Raw genomic sequence first — 18,739 nt, 5'->3', positions numbered from 1 at the left:
TGATCACCCGCACGGATCAGGGGCCTTCGTGAGTCCGCCGCAGCACCAGGCACGCGAAGCCGAAGCAGTGGCGGTAGCCGCGCAGCCATTCCGTGCGGCGCTCGCCGACCAGTTCCAGGAGGTCGGCGCCGGCGGGGTGGTCCGGGTGGTCGAGGGACCAGTTCGCGACGGAGCCGAGCCAGGACCATTCGTACGCGTCCAGCTCGTGCCGGGTGCTGAGGTGCGCCGCGACCGGGGTCCAGCCGGCCTCGGTGACCCGGTCGAGCGTGGTCGCCAGGTCGGCGAAGTCGCCGAGCATCTCGACCGCCTCGGCGGAGGGCGTGGCCTCCCAGTAGCCGTCGCCGATCACGACCCGGCCGCCCGGAGCCAGGTGGGGGCGGGCCGCGTCGAGTGTGGGGAGCAGGCCGCCGAAGGCGTGCGCGGCGCCGACGCTGAGCACGGCGTCGAACGGCTTCTCCGGCACGAAGTCCTCGGCCGCCTTGTGGTGCAGCGCGAGCCGGTCGCCCACGCCCGCCGCGGCCGCCCGCTCGCGGGCCTCGGTCAGGGAGTCCTCGTCCAGGTCGACGCCGTCGGCCCGGACGCCCGGATGCGTCGCGAGGGCGCGCAACAGCCATTCCGCGGGGCCGCAGCCGAGGTCGAGGACGCGCTCGTCGCCGCGGGGCAGGGCGTGGCGCAGCAGTTCGCGTACGGAGTCGTCGCCGAGCGGGGCCTTGATCGGGTGGTCGGTGTGGGCGATGCGGGAGATCTCTTCGCGATCCATCGGCGCAGCGTGTCAGGGGCGGGGGCCCGCCGCACCACCTTTTGTGACTTCCGGCAGCGCCGCGAGGTAGCCGCCGTCCACGGGCAGGCAGACCCCGTTGACGTACGAGGAGGAGGGCCCGGCCAGGAAGGCGACGACGTCGGCGATCTCCTCGGGGGAGCAGAGGCGGCCGAGCGGGTAGTCGGCCTCGACGCGGGCGCGTGCGGCGGGGTCGCGCCAGCGGTGGGCATTGCGCTCGACGGGCACGAAGCCGGGCTCGACGACATTGGTGCGCACCCCCAGCGGCCCCCACTCGGTGGCCGCCGCGCGGGCGAGCGCGCCGAGCCCCGCCTTGGCGACCGCGTACGGGGCGCAGCCGGGCGCCGCACCGTGCGCGTGCACAGAGCCGACGAGGACCACGGACGCGGGCCCCGCACCCTTGCGCCGCACCAGCTCTGCGGCGGCCTGCCAGGCGGAGACGAGCCCGACGTCGAAGACCCGGTGCCACTGCGGCGCGGTCAACTCACCGAGTGGCGCCCGCAGTTCGTGCAGCAGTGCGTGCACGAGGACGGTGGGCGCCTCGGGAGCGGCGTCGAAGGCCCGTCCGATGACGTCCGGTTCGGTGGCATCGCCCACCAACACCGCGTGCACGCCCGGGAGTTGACGGACCGTCGGGTCCTGGTCGACCGCGACGACATGCGTACCGCCGGTGGCGAGCCGGGCCACGATCGCCCGGCCGACCCCACCGGCGGCACCGAGAACGAGAGCGGACGTCATGACGACATCATGACGACATCCTGGCCTCAGTCGCTGGAGACCGTGACCTTCTCGTCGTTGTTGAACTGGTCGACCAGCTGCTTGACCTTGGCCTTGTCCCACAGCAGGTTGCCGCCGACCGAACCGCTCGTCGGCATGTTCATGGACTTGCCGTCACCGCTGTTGGTGGACTTCATCGCCATGAACATCTTGCCGAGGTCCCACAGGCTCATGTCCTTGTCGACGGTGAGCGAGTCGAGGCCCGCGCCCATCGTCGGGTACAGCGTGAACGGGTTCAGGACCGTCGAGGGCGAGGACACCTTGTGGGCGAGCGCCCCGAGGAACTGCTGCTGGTTCTTGGTGCGCTGCAGGTCGGACTGGGCGAAGGCGTGCCGCGTACGGACGAAGGCGAGGGCCTGCTGGCCGTCCAGGGTCTGCTTGCCCTTCTGGAAGTCGGCCCCGGACCACTTGTCCTTGAAGCCCTCCTTCAGGTTCATGTCGACGCCGCCGACCGCGTCCACGATGCTCGCGAAGCCGCCGAAGCCGATCTCCGCGTAGTGGTCGATGTGCAGACCGGTGTTGGACTCGACGGTGCGCACGAGCAGCGTCGGGCCGTCCTCCGCGTACGTGGCGTTCAGCTTCGTCTGGCGGCCCGTGGCGGGGTACGTCTTGCCGGACTCGGCGCCCTTGTACGAGGGGATCTCGACGTTCGAGTCACGCGGCAGCGAGACGAGAGTGTCCCCATTGGAGCCGACGTGCAGGATCATCATCGTGTCCGTGCGCTTGCCCTCGGCGGAGCCGGTGTGCAGCTTCTTCTTGTCCTCGGCGGTCATGCCCTCACGGCTGTCGGTGCCGACGATCAGGTAGTTCGTGCCGTCGCCCGCCTCGGGCCGGTTGATGACCTTCGACAGGTCGACGTCGCGGTGCAGCTTGGAGTCGGCCCAGAAGTACGTGCCGATGCTCGCGACGACCACCACGAAGAGCACGGTCAGGACGGTCCACTTGATGCGCTTGCCCCAGTTGCGGGGGCGCACCGGCCGGCCGCTCGGCGGCCCGTAGTCGCCACCGTCGTCGAAGCCGGGACCCCGGCCCCGGCCGCTCGGCTGGCCGTAGACCTGGCCCGTGTTGTACCCGTCGTCGTGCGACGCGTTGTACCCGCCGCCACCGCCGTCGTACGCGGGCGGTTGCTGCTGCTGCGGTACGGGGCGCTGCACGTGCCCCATGACACGGGCGCCTTCCGGGCGTGCGCTACCGCTGCCACGGCCGTATCCGCCGTTGCCGGCGCCGCCCTGCCTGTCGCTCCGCCCGTCGGGCCACTCATTCATAGGGCTCAGTGTGCCGTGCCCGAATGTGTGCCTCACAAGCCCTGAAGAGAAATCGCACCAGTGCTGTTGCAGAGCTAACACATTCGGTACGCGCATAAGGTTGGTGCCATGACAGACCTGGCCCACGGCACGGAATCGGATATTCCGGGCAAGGCGACTTCCGCTTCCCGCACGACGTTGTCGCACATCATGACGCACAACGACACCAACCTCCTCGGCACGGTGCACGGTGGCGTGATCATGAAACTGGTGGACGACGCGGCGGGTGCCGTGGCCGGCCGGCACTCGGGCGGACCTGCGGTGACGGCCTCCATGGACGAGATGGCGTTCCTGGAGCCCGTGCGCGTGGGCGACCTGGTGCACGTGAAGGCGCAGGTGAACTGGACGGGGCGCACGTCGATGGAGGTGGGCGTGCGGGTGCTCGCCGAGCGCTGGAACGAGTCGACGCCCGCGCAGCAGGTCGGCTCGGCGTACCTGGTCTTCGCGGCGGTCGACGCGGACGGCAAGCCCCGCACGGTCCCCCCGGTGGAACCCGAGACCGACCGCGACCGCCGCCGCTACCAGGAGGCCCAGATCCGCCGCCAACACCGCTTGGCGAAGCGCCGCGCAATCAAGGAGCTGCGCGCGAGCAGTTCAAGCCCCGCCGGCGATTGAGCCGAATCAAGCCCGCTCTTCGGACGAGAGCCCGCGGGGTCCGGGGCAGAGCCCCGCGACCGCAACCCCGGCCGACCGCAACAAGAGGTCAACCACACACGACCTGGTCCCCGGTAACCGCCCCGAACGCCCCCGGATCCGCATCCTGAGCCCGCACCGCCCGCACCCCCTTGTAATCCGCCCCGGCGACCACCTTCAACGTCGACCCAAGACCGTCCACCGGCGTCATCTCCGCCCCCGGCAGGGACGCCGCCAACGACTTGGCCGACCGGTCCCACCCGGGGTCGTACAACACGGTCGTCCGCTTCGCGGTGCGGTCGTCCGCGTTGACCGGCGCCCCGGTCGTCCGGAACCCGGTCCCCTTCAACGCGGCGTCGACCTTCTTGCCGAGCCCGGAGGACATCGTCCCGTTCTCGACCTGGACGCTGATCTCCTTCGGTGAGACGTCGACCACGGCCGCCTTCTTCGCCTTCGGCAGGTGCGGAGCGAGCGGCTTGTCCTCGCGCAGCGCCTTGAACAGCGCCGCGGACTTCTTGTCGTCCCACTTCACGGTGGAGCCGATGTTCGGCACGGGGTAGCTCATGTTCCCGATCGGCACGGTCGTGAACTCCGAGGACGACGGCGAGAAGTTCCGCATCGCCCGCGCCAGGTCCACCATCTCGTCCGACCCGAATCCCTTGTCGGCACGGACCGACTGGAGCAGCGTGGAGGCGACACCGCGGAACCGGACCGGATTGAGCAGCACGCCCGACGACGTCGCCTTCGAGATCAGCGCGGCCATGAACCGCTGCTGGCGCTGCATCCGGCCGAGGTCGCCCGCACTGTCCATGTGCCGGGCCCGCACGTACTGCAGGGCCTCCCCGCCGTTCAACCGGTGCGTGCCGGTGTCCAGATCGAGCCCGGTGTAGGAGTCCTTGAGCGGGGAGTCCGTGCAGATGTCGACGCCGCCGAGCTCGTCGACCGTCTTCATGAAGCTGGTGAAGTCGACCTCCAGATAGTGGTCGAGCTTCACCTTCGTCATGTGCTCGACCGTGCGCAGCGTCAGCTGCGGCCCGCCCTCCGCGTACGCCGCGTTCAGCTTCACGGGGTGCTGGTGGTGCTTCTCGCCGCTGTTGATGTCGGTGTGCGCCGGCATCTCCGCGTAGCTGTCGCGGGGGAGGGAGACGACGGAGGCGCGCTCGTGGTTCGCCGAGATGTGCACGATCATCACGGTGTCCGTGCAGTGGCACGGCGCGCCGCCGAGCTTGTACTTCTGACGCTCCTCTTCGGTGATCTTGTCGCGGCCGTCGGTGCCGACGAGCAGCACGTTCATGCCGTCGCCCGCCGCGGGCCGGTTCTTCATGTCCTTGAAGGGGTCGATCCGGTGGATCCCGGCGTCGATGCCGGTGACGAGCGCGTGCCCGACGCCGGCCGCGGTGAGCACCGTCACCGACAGCGCCGTCGCCACCCGCATGGCCCACCTGGACTTCTTCCTGAGGGGCGGACGACCGTTCCTGCGGGCCTGCCCCCGGGGACGGGAGGGCCGCTGCGGACGGTCGGGGGAGCGGGGCGGCGTGGGCACCGGGGGACACCTCCGCGGCAGTGGGCGTGGGACGCGAGCACAGTAGGCCCATACGATCTGCTGCCCACGGCAGCGACTCGGCGGCGCGCGCCCGTGTCCCCCATTAGCGGTAACGTGACCCGCGATGCTGCACTTTCCGGGGGCAACCCCCGGACCCCCGGCCGTGAAAGACGAAATGGACACCCAGAACACGAATCCCGACCGGCAGCTCCCGGCCGTCTCCGTGATCATGCCCATCCTCAACGAGGAGCGGCATCTGAAGGAGGCCGTCGAGGCGATCCTGACGCAGGAGTACGACGGCGAGATGGAGGTCGTGCTCGCTCTCGGCCCCTCCACCGACCGTACGGACGAGGTCGCCGCGCGGCTCGTCGCCGAGCACCCCAAGGTGTCCACGGTGCCGAACCCGACGGGCCGCACCCCCGCCGCCCTGAACGCCGCGATCAAGGCCTCCCGCCACCCGGTCGTCGTCCGCGTCGACGGTCATGCCGCGCTCTCGCCCGGCTACATCGCCACCGCCGTCCGCCTCATGGATGAGACCGGCGCGATGAACGTCGGCGGCATCATGCACGCCCAGGGCACCAACGCCTGGGAGCAGGCCGTCGCCGCCGCGATGACGTCGAAGATCGGCGTCGGCAACGCCGCGTTCCACACGGGCGGCGAGGCGCAGCAGGCCGAGACGGTCTATCTGGGCGTCTTCCGGCGCGAGGTGCTCGAGAAGCTCGACGGGTACAACGAGGAGTTCATCCGCGCCCAGGACTGGGAGCTGAACTTCCGGATCCGTGAGTCGGGCGGCCTCATCTGGTTCTCGCCCGACCTGAAGGTCGCCTACCGGCCCCGGCCGAGTGTCAGGGAACTCGCCAAGCAGTACCGGAACTACGGCCGTTGGCGGCACGTCGTCGCCCGCTTCCACTCCGGTTCGATCAACCTGCGCTACCTCGCCCCGCCGACCGCCGTGTGCGCGATCGCGGCGGGCGTCGTGGTCGGCGTCGCCCTCACGCCGTGGGGCTTCGTGATCCCCGGCGGCTACCTCGCGGCGATCGTCGCGGGCTCGGTCCCGGCGGGCAAGGGGCTGCCGCTGAAGGCGCGCGCCCAGATCCCCGTCGCGCTCGCCACGATGCACATGACGTGGGGCTGGGGCTTCCTGACCAGCCCGAAGTCGCTCGCGAAGAAGGTCATCGCGTCGCGCCGCCCGGCCGTGCCGCAGGAGCCCGCGGTCAACTGACCGTCAACTTCCTTACGGGGCGCGGGAGTTCATCTCTCGCGCCCCGTTCTCGTAGGAGCGTGTCTCGTAGGAGCGTGGGAGCTACCAGGTGTAGCCCTGCTCCACCTCCATGCACTTCGAGTCGTCCGCGCCGTTCTGTGTCTGCTCCTTGTCCAGTGCCTTGCTCGCGTCCTCGTCGTCCGTCGACTTCGGGTAGGCGGTGCCCGTCTTCCAGTCGGCGCCCACGATCAGCGTCACCCCGGAAACCTCCGTCGACTCCTGGACCGAACTCAGCGGAATCCCGAGGTACTTGGCGACCGCCTGGGCGTCGCCCTCCAGGTCGTCCGACGGATAGCGGATCACTGTTCTGTCCTCGACGAGGGACTGCGCCTGGTCCGGGACCGCCTGCGTGAAGCCCTCGGCGGTGAGCGCCTGCGCCACCTGCGCGGCCCGACCGGGCGCCGCGGGTGTCGTCGCCGTCCGCGTGCCGTTGCGCACCTGCACCGCGATCTTGCCGTCGGCCGCGGCCGGATCGTCGGACGTCTCGTCCTTCGGCTTCTTCTTGTCGTCCTTGTCCTTGCCGTCGAGCGCGATGTCGTCACGGAGCAGCCGCCACAGCGAGTCGGCGTCCTTCTCCTTCGGCACCACGCGCGCACCCTCGTACACGAACGGCATCGTCGTCATCGTGATCCGCTTCGGCGCGGGCCGCTTCAGCTCGTTGCTCAGGTCGTACAGCTTCTTGACCGTGTCGAGGCCGTCGTCGACGCCGAGCGCGTTCGTCGCCTCCTCGGCGAGCGTGCGCAGCTTGGCCGGGTGGCTGAACGTCGCGTTCTTGCGCAGCTCGCGGACCATCGAGCTCATGTACATGTGCTGCGCCTTGGCGCGCGCGATGTCGCTGCCGTCCTCGAAGCCGTGCCGGGTCCGCAGCCACTGCAGGGCCTGCTCGCCCTTGACGGACGTCGTGCCCTTTCGCAGCTTCAGGCCCGAGCCCTCGCCCGAACTGTTCCTGGAGTAGACATTGGCGTTGACGCAGACCGGTACGCCGCCGATCGCGTCCGCCATCGACACGACACCCGAGAAGTCGACCATCATGTAGTGGTCGATGTGGATGCCGGTCATCTCCTCCCAGGTGGCGACCGTGCAGCCGGCGCCGCCGCGGGCCAGCGAGGAGTTCACCATCTGCCGGGAGAACGTCGCCTCGTACACCTTGCCGGACTTCGGGTCGGTGCACTTGGGCAGCCGGGTCAGGGTGTCGCGGGGCATGCTCACCACGGACATGTTGCTGCGGTCGGCCGACAGGTGCAGCAGCATCTGTACGTCGGCCAGCGGGGCGGAGCCGACGCTCTGCTTGTGCCCGCCGAGCTTCAGGTTCTCCTTGGTGTTCCGGCTGTCGGAGCCGATCAGCAGGATGTTCAGCGGCCGTTGACCCGCCGCGTTCGGCGTCGGTTCGGGCACCTTGTGCTCGCCGAGATTGAGCTTGCCCGTCTCGAGATTTCCGTTCAGATGGCGGTAGTAGAGGTATCCGGCGCCCGCCGTGCCGATGATCAGGACCGCGAGGATGCTCGCGGTCCAGCGCAGTATTCGTCGTCTGCGGCGGCGCGGCCTGACGGCCGCGCGCTGCCTGCTGCGGGTGGTGCGACCGCGGCTGTCCGCGTCGTCACTGCCCGGTGCGTCCTCGTACAGGCTGTCGTCCCACCCCAGGTCGGACGCCTGTTTCGGTGGTTCTCCCCGCCCGGCAGGCCGCCGTGTGCGCTCCCCACGCACAGTGCCTCGCCCCATGTCCTACCCCGCCCTCCCCGCCCTGTGACAGCGGCTCGGCCGCCCTCTGTCACTTACTTAGACAGTCAACAGGCGGCCGAGGTTGGTCACTTGGCGCACACAGCCTTGTCCGCTGTTGTCTTGTCGACCTCCGGCGCCTTTGCCGAAGCTCCGTCGACGGGTGTCCCCGCACCCTTGAAGTCGCCGCCGAGGATGAGCTTCATCGCCGGCAGCCCCTGATCGTTGGTCTCGCTCTGGCCCTCCTTCAGCGCGGACGCCGGAAGGCCCATGATGTCCGCGAGCCGCCGGGCCTGACTCGCCTGGTTCGGCGAGTACTCGAGGCTCGTCTTCGCCTGATTCGGCTTGTTGCCCATCTGGCTCGACTTCAGTACGCCCTCATTGTTCTGCAGTTCCGTGAGAGTTTCCTGAGCGGCGCCGGTCTTGCCACTGCCGTTGTAGATGTTGACGCGGACCGCGGAGGCGGCGGACTTGGAGCCCTTGAGCTTCGCGTCCTGCTTCTCCTTCTGCTTCTTCTTCGTCTCCGTGAGGGACACGTCGTTCTTGATCGCGTTGAAGACCGGCGGCCCGGCCGTCGGGTTCACGACGACGGTCACGGGAGTCGGCTCCGCCGGGTTGTCGATCACGGGAACCGTGGTGAACGACAGGTTCTTCGGCGGCACCTTCCTGATCTCGAGGGCCAGGTCCTTGAGGCTGCTCAGGCTGCCGATGCCCTTGTCGACGGTGAGCGCCTTGGTCGCCGCCTCCGCGAGGCTCGTCAGCTTGCGCGGGTTGGTGAGCGTGTCGCTCGAACTCATCTTGCGCGCGAGCGAACCGAGGAACTGCTGCTGCACCTTGATCCGGTCCAGGTCGCCCTGGTTGCCGAAGCTGTGCCGGGTGCGCAGGAAGGCCAGCGCCTGCTCGCCCTGGAGATTGTGCGTGCCCGCCGACAGCTTGAGGTGCGAGTCCGGGTCGTTGACGTCCTTGGCGACGCAGACCTGGACGCCGCCGACGGCGCTGGACAGCGTCTTCACCGCGTTGAAGTCCGCCATCATGAAGTGGTCGACGGTGATGCCCGTGACCGCCTTGACGGTCTTCATGACACAGCCGGCGTCGCGTTCGTCCTGTCCGAGGCTGGTGTTGAAGCGGACGTTCGGCGTGCCCTTGATGGTCTTGAGCGAGCCGTCCTTCTGCTTCACCTCGCAGTCCGGCACATCCACGACGAGGTCGCGCGGAATACTCAACGCGGTCGCGTTCGTACGGTCCTTGGAGACGTGCAGCAGCACATTGGTGTCGGCGTGGCCGACGCTGCCCTTGTCGCCGTAGCCCTCGTTGCCCTTGCCGGTGCGCTTGTCGGTACCCATGACGAGGACGTTGATCGCCTCGTCCTTGGCGAAGCCGTTCTTGGCGCCGACCACGTCCTGCGACGTGATGTTGCCGTTGAGGTGCTCCCAGTACCAGTAGCCGACTCCGGCTCCCACCAGGACGACCATGGCCATGCCGCCGGCCGTCCACAGCATGACCTTCTTGGCCTTCGACTTCTTCTTCGGCCGCGAACGCCGCCGGCCGGAGCCCTGGTCCTGCGCGGGCGCCTCACGGCGTCTGCGCTGCGGAGGAACGTCGCGTCGACCGCCGCCACCCTGCGGATTGCCACGGCGGGAACCGCCACCGCGCGGCGCGGCGCGGCGCGGGCTGGGCACTGCCGACTGCCCAGCGGAGGGGGTCAGTCGCAGTTCGTAGTCACCGGTGTGGGGGTTGAGCACCCACTGATCTGCGGGGTCGATGTTCTCCGCCCGCCCACGGCCTTGCGCGTCCACGGTTGTCTGTGTCCTCCGTCGGGGCCACGCGGCGCCCCACCCCCCTTAAAAGCGGGCGCCCGGTCAAGTCGGTCAGTAGTGCGCGACCTGGCTCGCAAGCATGGCCGGGTGCACCGGATCGCTCACACTATCCGCCCAGTTCAGCGTCAAGCGAGGACGGTGACAAATTCCACTCCCATACAACTGGGCAATACGGACCATATCTTTGAACCTGTGAGTCGGTTGATGACTTCCGCTTTACCCAGGGGCCGTTGAGGCGCCGTCCGGACGTCCGTTCTCAGCCGCAGGAGGCCTGTCCGGCCGTGTTGCCACGAAAGGTGGGGGCGGCAGAGGCGCCGGGTTTCCCGACGCTGCCGTAGCTGCCGTATTCGTCGTACTCGTCGTATCCGTCGTATCCGTCGGAGTATCCGCCTGATTCGCCGTCTGTGCCGTATTCGTCCTGAGCGCCGTACTCCTCGGCCGGGGACGACTGTTCGGCCACCTTCACGGGCGTGTCCTTGCGCAGCTGCGTGAACAACCGCTCGGCCGCGGGCTGCACGAGCTGGTCCCGATTGGCGTTGTACTCGTACGACTCGCGGGGCACCGTCAGGAACCGGACGCGATCGGCGGGAATGCCGCGCATGCCGCGCACCAGGTCGTAGAGGCCGCGCAGGCTGGCGAGTCCGGGGTCGGTGGTCAGCGAGGAAGTGGCGGCGTTGAGCACGGGGTAGAGCCGGGTCGGGTTCAGCAGCACGCCGTTGCTCTGCACCTTCGCGACGAGCGCGCCGAGGAACCGCTGCTGACGGTCCATCCGGTCGGTGTCGCTGCCGTTGCCGAGGCTCTTGCGGGCGCGTACGTAGCCCAGGGCCTGCTCGCCGTTCAGATGGTGGGTGCCCGCGGCCAGCCGCACATGCGCGTCGTCGTCGTCGATCGGCCGGTCCAGGCACACCGTGACGCCGCCGACGGCGTTCACCATGTCCTTGAACCCGTCGAAGTCCACGACCATGTGGTGGTCGACCCGGACTCCCGTCATCTTCTCGACCGTACGGATCGTGCAGGCCGAACCGCCCACCTCGAAGGCGTAGTTGAACATCGCGAACATCTCGTCGTGCCGGGAGCCGTCCCGCTGCCGGCAGGTCGGCACCTCGGTCATCAGATCGCGCGGGAACGAGACGGCCGTCGCGCTCTTCCGGTCCGCCGCGACGTGCAACAGGATCGTGGTGTCGGAGCGCTGGGTGCCGTCGTTGCGGCCGTACTTCCCGTTCTTGCCCGCCCGCGAGTCGGAGCCGATGAGCAGCAGGTTCTGCGCGCCCTCGGCCAGCACGGTGGGCCGTTCCTTCTCGTAGCGCGCGAGCTCGGCGGCGGTGTCCGTGTCCTCGGTGATGTTCCCGTTGAGCCTGTCGTACGCGATCCAGCCGACGCCGCCGGCGACGAGCACCAGGAAGGCCGCGCAGATCGCCGAGTACCGCAGCCATCTCCCGCGCCGCCGCGCGCGCCCCGCGCCGGTGGGCGAGGAGCCGTGGGCCGGCCCGGGGTCCGGGGGCGTGGCAGCGGAGTCGGTCACGTACAGGTCCCCCTCATGGAAACGTAGGCGTACCTACGACCATGGACCCCACCGCGCGAACGGGCCGGGGGAGCTGAGCCGAACGGACTAGCTGTGCTTCCCTACGAGGTCAGCGGGCTTATTGGCTCAGCGGGCGGTCGCGGTGACCCGCTCGCTCTCCACCCGCTTGGCGAGGGCCTCTTCGTCGAGCCGGTCGAGGTTGCGGCACAGCACGACGGAGCCGCCGGTGGCCAGCGGCGCGTAGAGACCCGCGGCGAGCCCCTGCCAGGTGTCGTACGCAAGACCGGACAGCAGCCGCGAACCGGGCCCGGTCAGGCCGAGCCCGGTGGCGTCGGCGGCGGCCTTCTCGACGACCTCGGCGCCCGTCAACTCGGCGCCGGCCACGACGAGCGCGGGCTCGTCCGCGTCGACGGGTGCGAAGGGGGCGAACCGGTCGCCCTGCCCCGGTACTTCGACGGCGTAGTCGAGGAAGCCCTCGGGCGGCTGCGGGAACCGCCCGCCGAGCGGCCGCAGCGCGAGCGCGATCCGCTCCCCGGAGCAGGCGCGAGCGACGTCGAGCGTGTCGGGCCCGCTCACGACGAGATCGGCGCCGGCCGGGTCCCCGCCCACATCGGCGACGACGCCGACGGACGAGCAGGCCAGCAGCCACACCGCGGACTGCCAGTGGGCGGGCAGCAACAGGGCGAGTCGGTCGCCGGGTTCGGCGTTCAGGTCGCCCTGCAGCAGATTGGCGGTCTTGGACACCCAGTTCGCGAGCGTGGCCACGGACAACTCCACGCGCTCCCCGGTCGCGTCGTCATAGAAGGTGACGAGCGGCCGCCCCGGATCGGCGACGAGAGCGGCCTGAAGCAGAGCGGCGGGAGTACGAGCAGCAACATTCACACAAACCACCCTACGCACCACCCCCGACCCGACCCGGCCTACCCCGCCTTGGACAATCCGCCGCCGCCCCGGCTCCCCACCCGTTGCGGTCGACGTCGCCCCCCGCCTTGGGCAATCTGCCGCCGCCCCGGCTCCCCACCCGAGACGGCCGACGCCGCCCCGCCTTGGGCAATCTGCCGCCGCCCCGGCTCCCCACCCGTTGCGGCCGACGCCGCCCCGCCTTGGGCAATCTGCCGCCGGCCCGGCTCCCCACCCGTTGCGGTCGACGTCGCCCCCGCCTCGGGCAATCTGCCGCCGCCCCGGCTCCCCACCCGAGACGGCCGACGCCGCCCCGCCTTGGGCAATCTGCCGCCTTGGGCGGCAGGGTGGGCAAGGCGGCACCCCGGCGCCGCGCAACGAAACCCACGGCGCCGACCCCGGCACAGCCTCCCCTCGGCGCTGCGCAACGGGCCTTCGCCCAACACCCGTATGACCCTCCCCAATGGCCGATGCCCAAGGATCCGCACACGATCGTGCGCATGCGTGGATTTCTGGCTTCATCGATCGGTGTCACCTGCGCGGCGGCCCTGGCCCTCCCGCTCACTCTGCCCACGGCCTCGCACGCCGCGCCGTCCCCGACGCGCGAAGCGGTCCCCGGCAGCACCCAGTCCCTGCCCCTCGAATCGTCGCCCGGCAGCACCTCGACACGCGCCGCCGGCGCCCCGCAAGAACAGGGGCTCGCACGCCGCGACGTGCGCCCCTTCTCCCTCGTCGGCGTCGTCTGGGACGACCCGGACGCCCACCTCGACGGCCACGTACAAGTGCGTACGCGGACCACGGACACCACCCGCTGGTCCACCTGGCAGGACGTGGAGACCCACAACGACGACGCCCCCGACCTGGACACCCCGGAACGCGCCGCGGGCAGCCTGCACGGCTCGACCGCCCCGCTCTGGGTCGGCGACAGCGACGGCGTGGAAGTCCGCGTGAAGTCGGACGAGCCCGAGCGCGCCGCGCAGCCGTCCCCCCTCCCCAAGGGCCTGCGCCTCGAACTCGTCGACCCCGGCGAGGAGCCCCCGCAGGGCTCCCGCGCCGAAGGGGCCAACGCCGGCGTCATCCCCGCCCTCGACAAGAAGCAGACGGAGGACGAACTGATCGAGGCCCGCGGCGGCAAGCCGGCCGCGGCCGAGTCCCGCCCGTTCATCGGCCCGCGCCCGCGCATCATCACGCGCAAGGGCTGGGGCGCCAACGAGAAACTCCGGGAACGCAAACTCGGCTACACCAAAACCGTCAAGGCCGCCTTCGTCCACCACAGTGCTTCCGGCAACAACTACCGCTGCTCGCAAGCCCCTTCAGTCATCCGCAGTATCTACCGCTACCACGTCAAGAGCAGTGGCTGGCGTGACATCGGCTACAACTTCCTCGTGGACAAGTGCGGAAACATCTACGAAGGACGGGCCGGTGGCGTCGCCAAGCCGGTCATGGGCGCACACACCCTCGGCTTCAACACCAACAGCACGGGCATCGCGGTCCTGGGCACGTACGGCAGCTCCAACCCGCCCTCCGCGGCCGTCAGGGCCATCGCGCGTCTCACGGCCTGGAAGCTCGGGCTCTACGGCGCGAATCCGCGCGGGTCTACATATCTGAAGTCGGGCGGTGGCAATCTCTACCGCAAGGGAAAGAATGTACGACTCAAGGTGATCTCCGGTCACAGGGACGGTTTCGCGACCGAATGTCCGGGACGCCGTCTCTACAACAAGCTCGGCAGTGCCCGCTCCAGCTCCGCCCACCTACAGGGTCGCTGACGCCGGCCGGCCTGGGCGCCTCGCACGGTCTGCATACACTGGCCGGCCGAAAGACAGTTCGGCCGGCCCAAGCAGGAAGCAGAGACGACAGGTGACAGAAGCGATCCTCCTGGTCGGCGGCAAGGGCACCAGACTCCGGCCACTCACGGTGAACACCCCGAAACCGATGGTCCCGGCGGCCGGTGTGCCGTTCCTCACGCACCAGCTGGCGCGCGCGAAGGCGGCGGGCGTCGACCACATCGTTCTGGCCACCTCGTACCTGGCCGAGGTCTTCGAGCCGTACTTCGGTGACGGCTCCGGCCTCGGCCTGCACATCGAGTACGTCACCGAGGTCGAGCCCCTCGGCACCGGCGGCGCCATCCGCAACGTCGCCTCGCGCCTGCACTCGGGCCCCGACGACCCGGTCCTGATCTTCAACGGCGACATCCTCACGGGCCTCGACATCGCCGCGCTGGTCGACGAACACAAGACGACCGGCGCGGACGTCTCCCTCCACCTCTCCCGCGTCGAGGACCCGCGCGCGTACGGCCTGGTCCCCACGGACGACACGGGCCGGGTGACGGCGTTCCTCGAAAAACCCCAGACCCCCGAAGAGATCGTCACGGACCAGATCAACGCGGGCGCGTACGTCTTCCGCCGCTCGGTCATCGACACGATCCCCACGGGCCGCCCGGTCTCGGTGGAACGCGAGACGTTCCCCGACCTCCTGTCCTCCGGCGCCCACCTCCAGGGCATGGTCGACTCGACCTACTGGCTGGACCTCGGCACCCCCCAGGCCTTCGTCCGCGGCTCCGCCGACCTGGTCATGGGCCGCGCCCCGTCGCCCGCCGTCCCCGGTCGCCGCGGCGACCGCCTGATCCTGCCGACGGCACGGGTGGCCCCGGACGCGAAGCTCACCGAGGGCACGGTCGTGGGCGAGGGTGCGCTGATCGGCGAGGGCGCGCGCATCTCCGGCTCCGCGATCCTGCCCGACGCGGTGATCGAACCGGGTGCGGTGATCACGGACTCCCTGGTCGGCACCGCCGCCCGCGTGGGCGCCCGCACGACCCTCAAGGACGCGGTGATAGGCGACGGCGCCCACGTGGGCGCGGACAACGAACTCCAATCCGGCGCCCGCATCTGGTGCAACACAACCCTCCCCCCGGCCTCCATCCGCTTCTCATCGGACCAGTGAGGCTGCTTCGCATTTCAAGCCCCGCCGGCGATTGAGGCGCGGGGGTCTGGGGGGCAGAGCCCCCAGTTCCGGGAAGGGGCGGGTCGGGGAAGAAAACCCCCTACCCTCGAAGACCCACCCGCCCCACACGAAGGACCCCGTGGCCGGCCGCCGATACGCCCCCCGTACGCAACCCCCACCCACCCGCACAACCGTGCGTGGCGGCGAAACCCGCGTACCCACCCCCACCCCGGCGCCCCCCACCACCCCAACCGTTCACACGCACACCCACACCCCCGAAGCCCCCCTCCACCTCGGCCTCACCCTCGGCCCCCTGCGCCGCGGCCCGGCCGACCCCACCTTCCGCACCACGCCGACCGGCGCCCTGTGGAGAGCCAGCCGCACCCCGGAGGGCCCGGCCACACTCCGCGTAACCCACCACCCCGACACGACAACCGTCGAGGCACACGCCTGGGGACCGGGCGCCACCTGGTTCCTGTCCCAACTCCCGCACCTGCTCGGTGAGTCGGACGACCCCACCGCCTTCGAACCCCGCCACCGCCTCGTCGCACAGACGACCCGCCGCCGCCCCGGCCTCCGCCTCACCCGCACGGGCCTGATCCTCGAGTCCCTGATCCCGTCGATCCTGGAACAGAAGGTCACGACGGACGAGGCGTACCGCGCCTGGCGCCTGCTCCTGAACAAGTACGGCGAACCGGCCCCGGGCCCGGCCGGCGAAGAACTGCGCATGCGCGTGATGCCGGACCCCCGCACGTGGGCGCTGATCCCGTCCTGGGAGTGGCACAAGGCAGGCGTGGACAACAAGCGCGCCGCGACGATCATCAGGTCCGCAAAGGTGGCCCGCCGCCTTGAGGAGGCGGCACAGATGGAGCCCGCGGCGGCCCGCGCCCGTCTGGAACTGGTCCCCGGCATCGGCCCCTGGACCTCCGCGGAGACGGTCCAGCGCACGCACGGCGCCCCGGACGAGGTGACGACGGGCGATCTGCACCTGCCCGGCATCGTCGGCTACGCCCTCGCGGCCAACAGGGACGCGACGGACGAGGACATGCTGGAACTCCTGGCCCCGTACGCGGGCCAGCGCCACCGGGCGGCCCGCCTGATCATGCTCAGCGGCGTCTCACCACCGCGCAGGCAACCCAAGATGCGCAGGGTGAACATCGCGGAGTGGTGAGCCAACGCGCCCGCCACCACAGCGACCGGGCGGCCTACCGAACCTCCACGAAGTCCGGGCGGCCGACCGCCCCTACCGAACCTCCACGAAGTCGGAGACGCTCCGCTCCGGCCGCACCCCCGGCGCCCCCGCCGCATGCCCCACCGCGACGGCCCCCATCGGGTCCCACGCCTGAGGCAGCCCGAGCACGTCCCGCACGACATCCCGGCAGAACATGGTCGACGAGACCCACGCGGACCCGAGCCGCTCCCCGGCCAGGGCGACCAGGAAGTTCTGCACCCCGGCCCCGGTGGCCACCACGAACATCTCCCGCTCGGCGGCATCCCGCCGCGCGTCCCCGTACGTGTGCGACCCGTCCATCACGAGACAAGGCACCACCAGGTAGGGCGCGTTACGGAGCACATCCCCGCGCCGCACCCGCTTCGCGATCGACTCCTCGCTCTTCCCGTCCCGCCGCAAATCAGCAACCCACGCGTCCCGCATCGCGTCGAGCAGCCGCGTCCGCGACTCCTCCGACTCCAGGAGCACGAACCGCCACGGCGTCGTGTGATGCGGCGCGGGCGCCGTGACGGCCGCGGCGACGGCCCGCCGCACGGCCCCCGGGTCGACCGGTTCGTCGGTGAACGCCCGCACGGTCCGCCGCTGCGTCACGGCCTCCCGTACCGCCTCCGACGTGCCGAGTCGGAACATGTCGTCGCGTGCGACCCGCACCAACTCCCTTGCGGATCCGCCCTGTTCACCCTCGGCCGCGGCCGCGTCGAGCCCGCGCACCACGGCGACCGGGAGACCGCCGGCCTTCCCCTTCACGAGGTCACCCGCGGCCGCCAGCTCGTCGGCGGTGGCCACCACGGTGGCGCTGAGCGGATTCCCGTACGCGTCCGTGCCGCCCCGCAGGTCGTCGAGTACGCGCACGCCTGCCGCCCCGATGGCGACATCCGTCAGCCCGTTCCGCCACGGCCTGCCGAAGGTGTCGGTGACGACGACCCCGACGTCCACTCCGAGCGCGTCCCGCACGCCGTCCCGGATCGCGGCCGCCGAGGTGTCCGGATCCTCGGGCAGCAACAGCACCGTCCCGGCAGGGGTGTTCGAGGCGTCGACCCCTGCCGCGGCCATCACGAGCCCCAGCTTGTTCTCGACGATCCGCAGCGTGCCGCGCCGCGCCACGACCCGTACGGTCTCGGCGTCGATCGCGGCCTCCCGGTCGTCGGCCAGCATCACGCGGCCCTCGGCCTTGCTGACGATCTTCGAGGTGACGAGCAGTACGTCACCGTCGACGAGCCCCGGCTCGGCGGCGACGATCAGCTTCGCGATGTCGTCGCCCTCCCGTACCTCGGGAATGCCGGGGAGGGCCCACGCGCGAAAGCCCGGGGTTCCGGTCACGCGCCCCGCACCTCCTCCGCGAGCTTCAGCGCCTCGCGCGCCATCTCCGCGGCGGCGGTGCCCTCCACGGGGTCCGTCATCATCAGCGGCACGGCCCGGCACGGGATCCCGGCCGCCTCGACCCGCTCCACGGCCTTCTCGTCCACGGTGTCGACCAGCCAGCCGTCGAGCAGCCCCACGCCGTAGTGCTCGGCGACGGCGGCCGCGCTGGACTCGACGCCCACGGCCGCGAGCACCTTGTCGGCCATGCCGCGCACCGGGGCGTCACCGACGATCGGCGAGAGCCCGATGACGGGGGCGTCGGACTCGGCGATGGCCTCCCGGATCCCGGGGACCGCCAGGATCGTCCCGACGCTCACCACGGGGTTCGACGGCGGGAAGATGATCACGTCGGCCTCGGCGATGGCCTCCAGGACGCCCGGCGCGGGCTTCGCCTCCTGGGCGCCGACCGGCACCACGGCCTGCGCGTCCACGGAGGCGCGCAGCTTCACCCAGTACTCCTGGAAGTGCACGGCCTTGCGCTCGCCGTCCACATCGACCGCCACGTGCGTCTCCACGCGGTCGTCCGACATGGGCAGGAGCCGCACGCCCGGCTGCCACCGCTCGCACAGGGCCTCGGTGACCGCGCTGAGCGGGTAGCCCGCGGCCAGCATCTGCGTACGGACGATGTGGGTCGCGAAGTCCCGGTCGCCGAGCCCGAACCACTTGGGTCCGACCCCGTACGCCGCGAGCTCCTCCTTGACCGTGAACGCCTCGTCCGTACGTCCCCAGCCCTGCTCCTCGTTGATGCCGCCGCCCAGCGTGTACATCACCGTGTCGAGGTCCGGACAGACCTTCAGACCGAAGAGGTGGATGTCGTCCCCGGTGTTGCCGATGACCGTGATGGCCGCACCGTCCGGCGCGGCCTGCTTGAGACCGCGAAGGAACCGGGCACCACCGATGCCGCCTGCCAGAACCACAATGCGCATGTGCCCAGCATCTCAGGCACCTCTGACAA

The 18,739-nt window shown here is 70.4% G+C and carries 15 protein-coding genes; 5 read left to right on the top strand and 10 right to left on the bottom strand.

Annotated features, from left to right (window positions below; all coding sequences use genetic code 11):
- Positions 1 to 16 precede the first annotated feature (16 nt).
- From OG746_RS01585 to OG746_RS01575, 3 genes are read right to left on the bottom strand one after another with little or no spacing between them, the layout of a single operon-like run.
- Positions 17 to 760 (bottom strand): SAM-dependent methyltransferase, encoded by a 744-nt coding sequence (locus OG746_RS01585; protein ID WP_266710957.1) that lies wholly within the window; start codon positions 758 to 760, stop codon positions 17 to 19.
- A gap of 12 nt (positions 761 to 772) precedes the next feature.
- On the bottom strand, positions 773 to 1,516 hold the full coding sequence (locus OG746_RS01580) for an SDR family NAD(P)-dependent oxidoreductase (RefSeq protein WP_266710956.1): 744 nt from the start codon (positions 1,514 to 1,516) through the stop codon (positions 773 to 775).
- 26 nt (positions 1,517 to 1,542) lie between these two features.
- Entirely contained in the window at positions 1,543 to 2,820 is a 1,278-nt protein-coding gene (locus OG746_RS01575; protein WP_266710955.1) for an LCP family protein, read from the bottom strand.
- 108 nt (positions 2,821 to 2,928) lie between these two features.
- Between OG746_RS01575 and OG746_RS01570 the strand changes: the two genes are divergently transcribed.
- Complete coding sequence (locus OG746_RS01570) at positions 2,929 to 3,474, top strand: acyl-CoA thioesterase (RefSeq protein ID WP_266710954.1); 546 nt, start codon at positions 2,929 to 2,931, stop codon at positions 3,472 to 3,474.
- Between the two features lie 88 nt (positions 3,475 to 3,562).
- Here OG746_RS01570 and OG746_RS01565 read toward each other — a convergent pair whose 3' ends face one another.
- Positions 3,563 to 5,035 (bottom strand): LCP family protein, encoded by a 1,473-nt coding sequence (locus OG746_RS01565; RefSeq protein ID WP_524540360.1) that lies wholly within the window; start codon positions 5,033 to 5,035, stop codon positions 3,563 to 3,565.
- Positions 5,036 to 5,210: 175 nt separating this feature from the next.
- Here OG746_RS01565 and OG746_RS01560 point away from each other — a divergent pair, with 175 nt between their 5' ends.
- Positions 5,211 to 6,257 carry a glycosyltransferase family 2 protein gene (locus tag OG746_RS01560; protein ID WP_266710952.1) on the top strand — a complete coding sequence of 349 codons (1,047 nt, stop codon included), beginning with the start codon at positions 5,211 to 5,213 and terminating at the stop codon, positions 6,255 to 6,257.
- A gap of 81 nt (positions 6,258 to 6,338) precedes the next feature.
- Here the strand turns inward: OG746_RS01560 and OG746_RS01555 are convergent, their stop codons facing one another.
- From OG746_RS01555 to OG746_RS01540, 4 genes are all read right to left on the bottom strand, one after another.
- A complete protein-coding gene (locus tag OG746_RS01555) occupies positions 6,339 to 8,015 on the bottom strand; it encodes an LCP family protein (RefSeq protein WP_266710951.1) in 1,677 nt (558 codons plus the stop codon).
- A gap of 86 nt (positions 8,016 to 8,101) precedes the next feature.
- Complete coding sequence (locus tag OG746_RS01550) at positions 8,102 to 9,808, bottom strand: LCP family protein (RefSeq protein ID WP_266710950.1); 1,707 nt, start codon at positions 9,806 to 9,808, stop codon at positions 8,102 to 8,104.
- A 277-nt stretch (positions 9,809 to 10,085) separates the two neighbouring features.
- Positions 10,086 to 11,351 (bottom strand): LCP family protein, encoded by a 1,266-nt coding sequence (locus tag OG746_RS01545; protein ID WP_266710949.1) that lies wholly within the window; start codon positions 11,349 to 11,351, stop codon positions 10,086 to 10,088.
- A 126-nt stretch (positions 11,352 to 11,477) separates the two neighbouring features.
- A complete protein-coding gene (locus OG746_RS01540; protein ID WP_266710948.1) occupies positions 11,478 to 12,233 on the bottom strand; it encodes a TIGR03089 family protein in 756 nt (251 codons plus the stop codon).
- A 518-nt stretch (positions 12,234 to 12,751) separates the two neighbouring features.
- Here OG746_RS01540 and OG746_RS01535 point away from each other — a divergent pair.
- The 3 genes from OG746_RS01535 to OG746_RS01525 all read left to right on the top strand — a co-directional run bounded on the left by OG746_RS01535 (position 12,752) and on the right by OG746_RS01525 (position 16,362).
- Positions 12,752 to 14,017, top strand: a complete 1,266-nt coding sequence (locus OG746_RS01535) for a peptidoglycan recognition protein family protein (RefSeq protein ID WP_266710947.1) — start codon at positions 12,752 to 12,754, stop codon at positions 14,015 to 14,017.
- 91 nt (positions 14,018 to 14,108) lie between these two features.
- A complete protein-coding gene (manB, locus tag OG746_RS01530) occupies positions 14,109 to 15,191 on the top strand; it encodes a mannose-1-phosphate guanylyltransferase (RefSeq protein ID WP_266710945.1) in 1,083 nt (360 codons plus the stop codon).
- Between the two features lie 193 nt (positions 15,192 to 15,384).
- Positions 15,385 to 16,362 carry a DNA-3-methyladenine glycosylase family protein gene (locus OG746_RS01525; RefSeq protein WP_524540359.1) on the top strand — a complete coding sequence of 326 codons (978 nt, stop codon included), beginning with the start codon at positions 15,385 to 15,387 and terminating at the stop codon, positions 16,360 to 16,362.
- 72 nt (positions 16,363 to 16,434) lie between these two features.
- On the opposite strand, the gene OG746_RS01520 is transcribed toward OG746_RS01525, so the two are convergent.
- Complete coding sequence (locus OG746_RS01520) at positions 16,435 to 17,742, bottom strand: coenzyme F420-0:L-glutamate ligase (RefSeq protein ID WP_266710942.1); 1,308 nt, start codon at positions 17,740 to 17,742, stop codon at positions 16,435 to 16,437.
- On the bottom strand, positions 17,739 to 18,710 hold the full coding sequence (gene cofD / locus OG746_RS01515) for a 2-phospho-L-lactate transferase (RefSeq protein ID WP_266710941.1): 972 nt from the start codon (positions 18,708 to 18,710) through the stop codon (positions 17,739 to 17,741). Before cofD ends, OG746_RS01520 begins: the two co-directional genes overlap by 4 nt.
- Positions 18,711 to 18,739: the final 29 nt, after the last annotated feature.

It is taken from the genome of Streptomyces sp. NBC_01016 (genome assembly GCF_026341035.1).
In the GTDB taxonomy this organism is placed as follows: Bacteria; Actinomycetota; Actinomycetes; order Streptomycetales; family Streptomycetaceae; genus Streptomyces.
Note: the sequence above shows the minus strand (reverse complement) of the source record. Positions and strands in the feature narration are given on the sequence as shown.

What these genes read in the sequence shown, in the direction of transcription:
- OG746_RS01585 (WP_266710957.1), bottom strand. Translation starts at nt 760, where the DNA reads ATGGATCGCGAAGAGATCTCCCGCATCGCCCACACCGACCACCCGATC.
- OG746_RS01580 (WP_266710956.1), bottom strand. Translation starts at nt 1,516, where the DNA reads ATGACGTCCGCTCTCGTTCTCGGTGCCGCCGGTGGGGTCGGCCGGGCG.
- OG746_RS01575 (WP_266710955.1), bottom strand. Translation starts at nt 2,820, where the DNA reads ATGAATGAGTGGCCCGACGGGCGGAGCGACAGGCAGGGCGGCGCCGGC.
- OG746_RS01570 (WP_266710954.1), top strand. Translation starts at nt 2,929, where the DNA reads ATGACAGACCTGGCCCACGGCACGGAATCGGATATTCCGGGCAAGGCG.
- OG746_RS01560 (WP_266710952.1), top strand. Translation starts at nt 5,211, where the DNA reads ATGGACACCCAGAACACGAATCCCGACCGGCAGCTCCCGGCCGTCTCC.
- OG746_RS01555 (WP_266710951.1), bottom strand. Translation starts at nt 8,015, where the DNA reads ATGGGGCGAGGCACTGTGCGTGGGGAGCGCACACGGCGGCCTGCCGGG.
- OG746_RS01535 (WP_266710947.1), top strand. Translation starts at nt 12,752, where the DNA reads ATGCGTGGATTTCTGGCTTCATCGATCGGTGTCACCTGCGCGGCGGCC.
- cofD (WP_266710941.1), bottom strand. Translation starts at nt 18,710, where the DNA reads ATGCGCATTGTGGTTCTGGCAGGCGGCATCGGTGGTGCCCGGTTCCTT.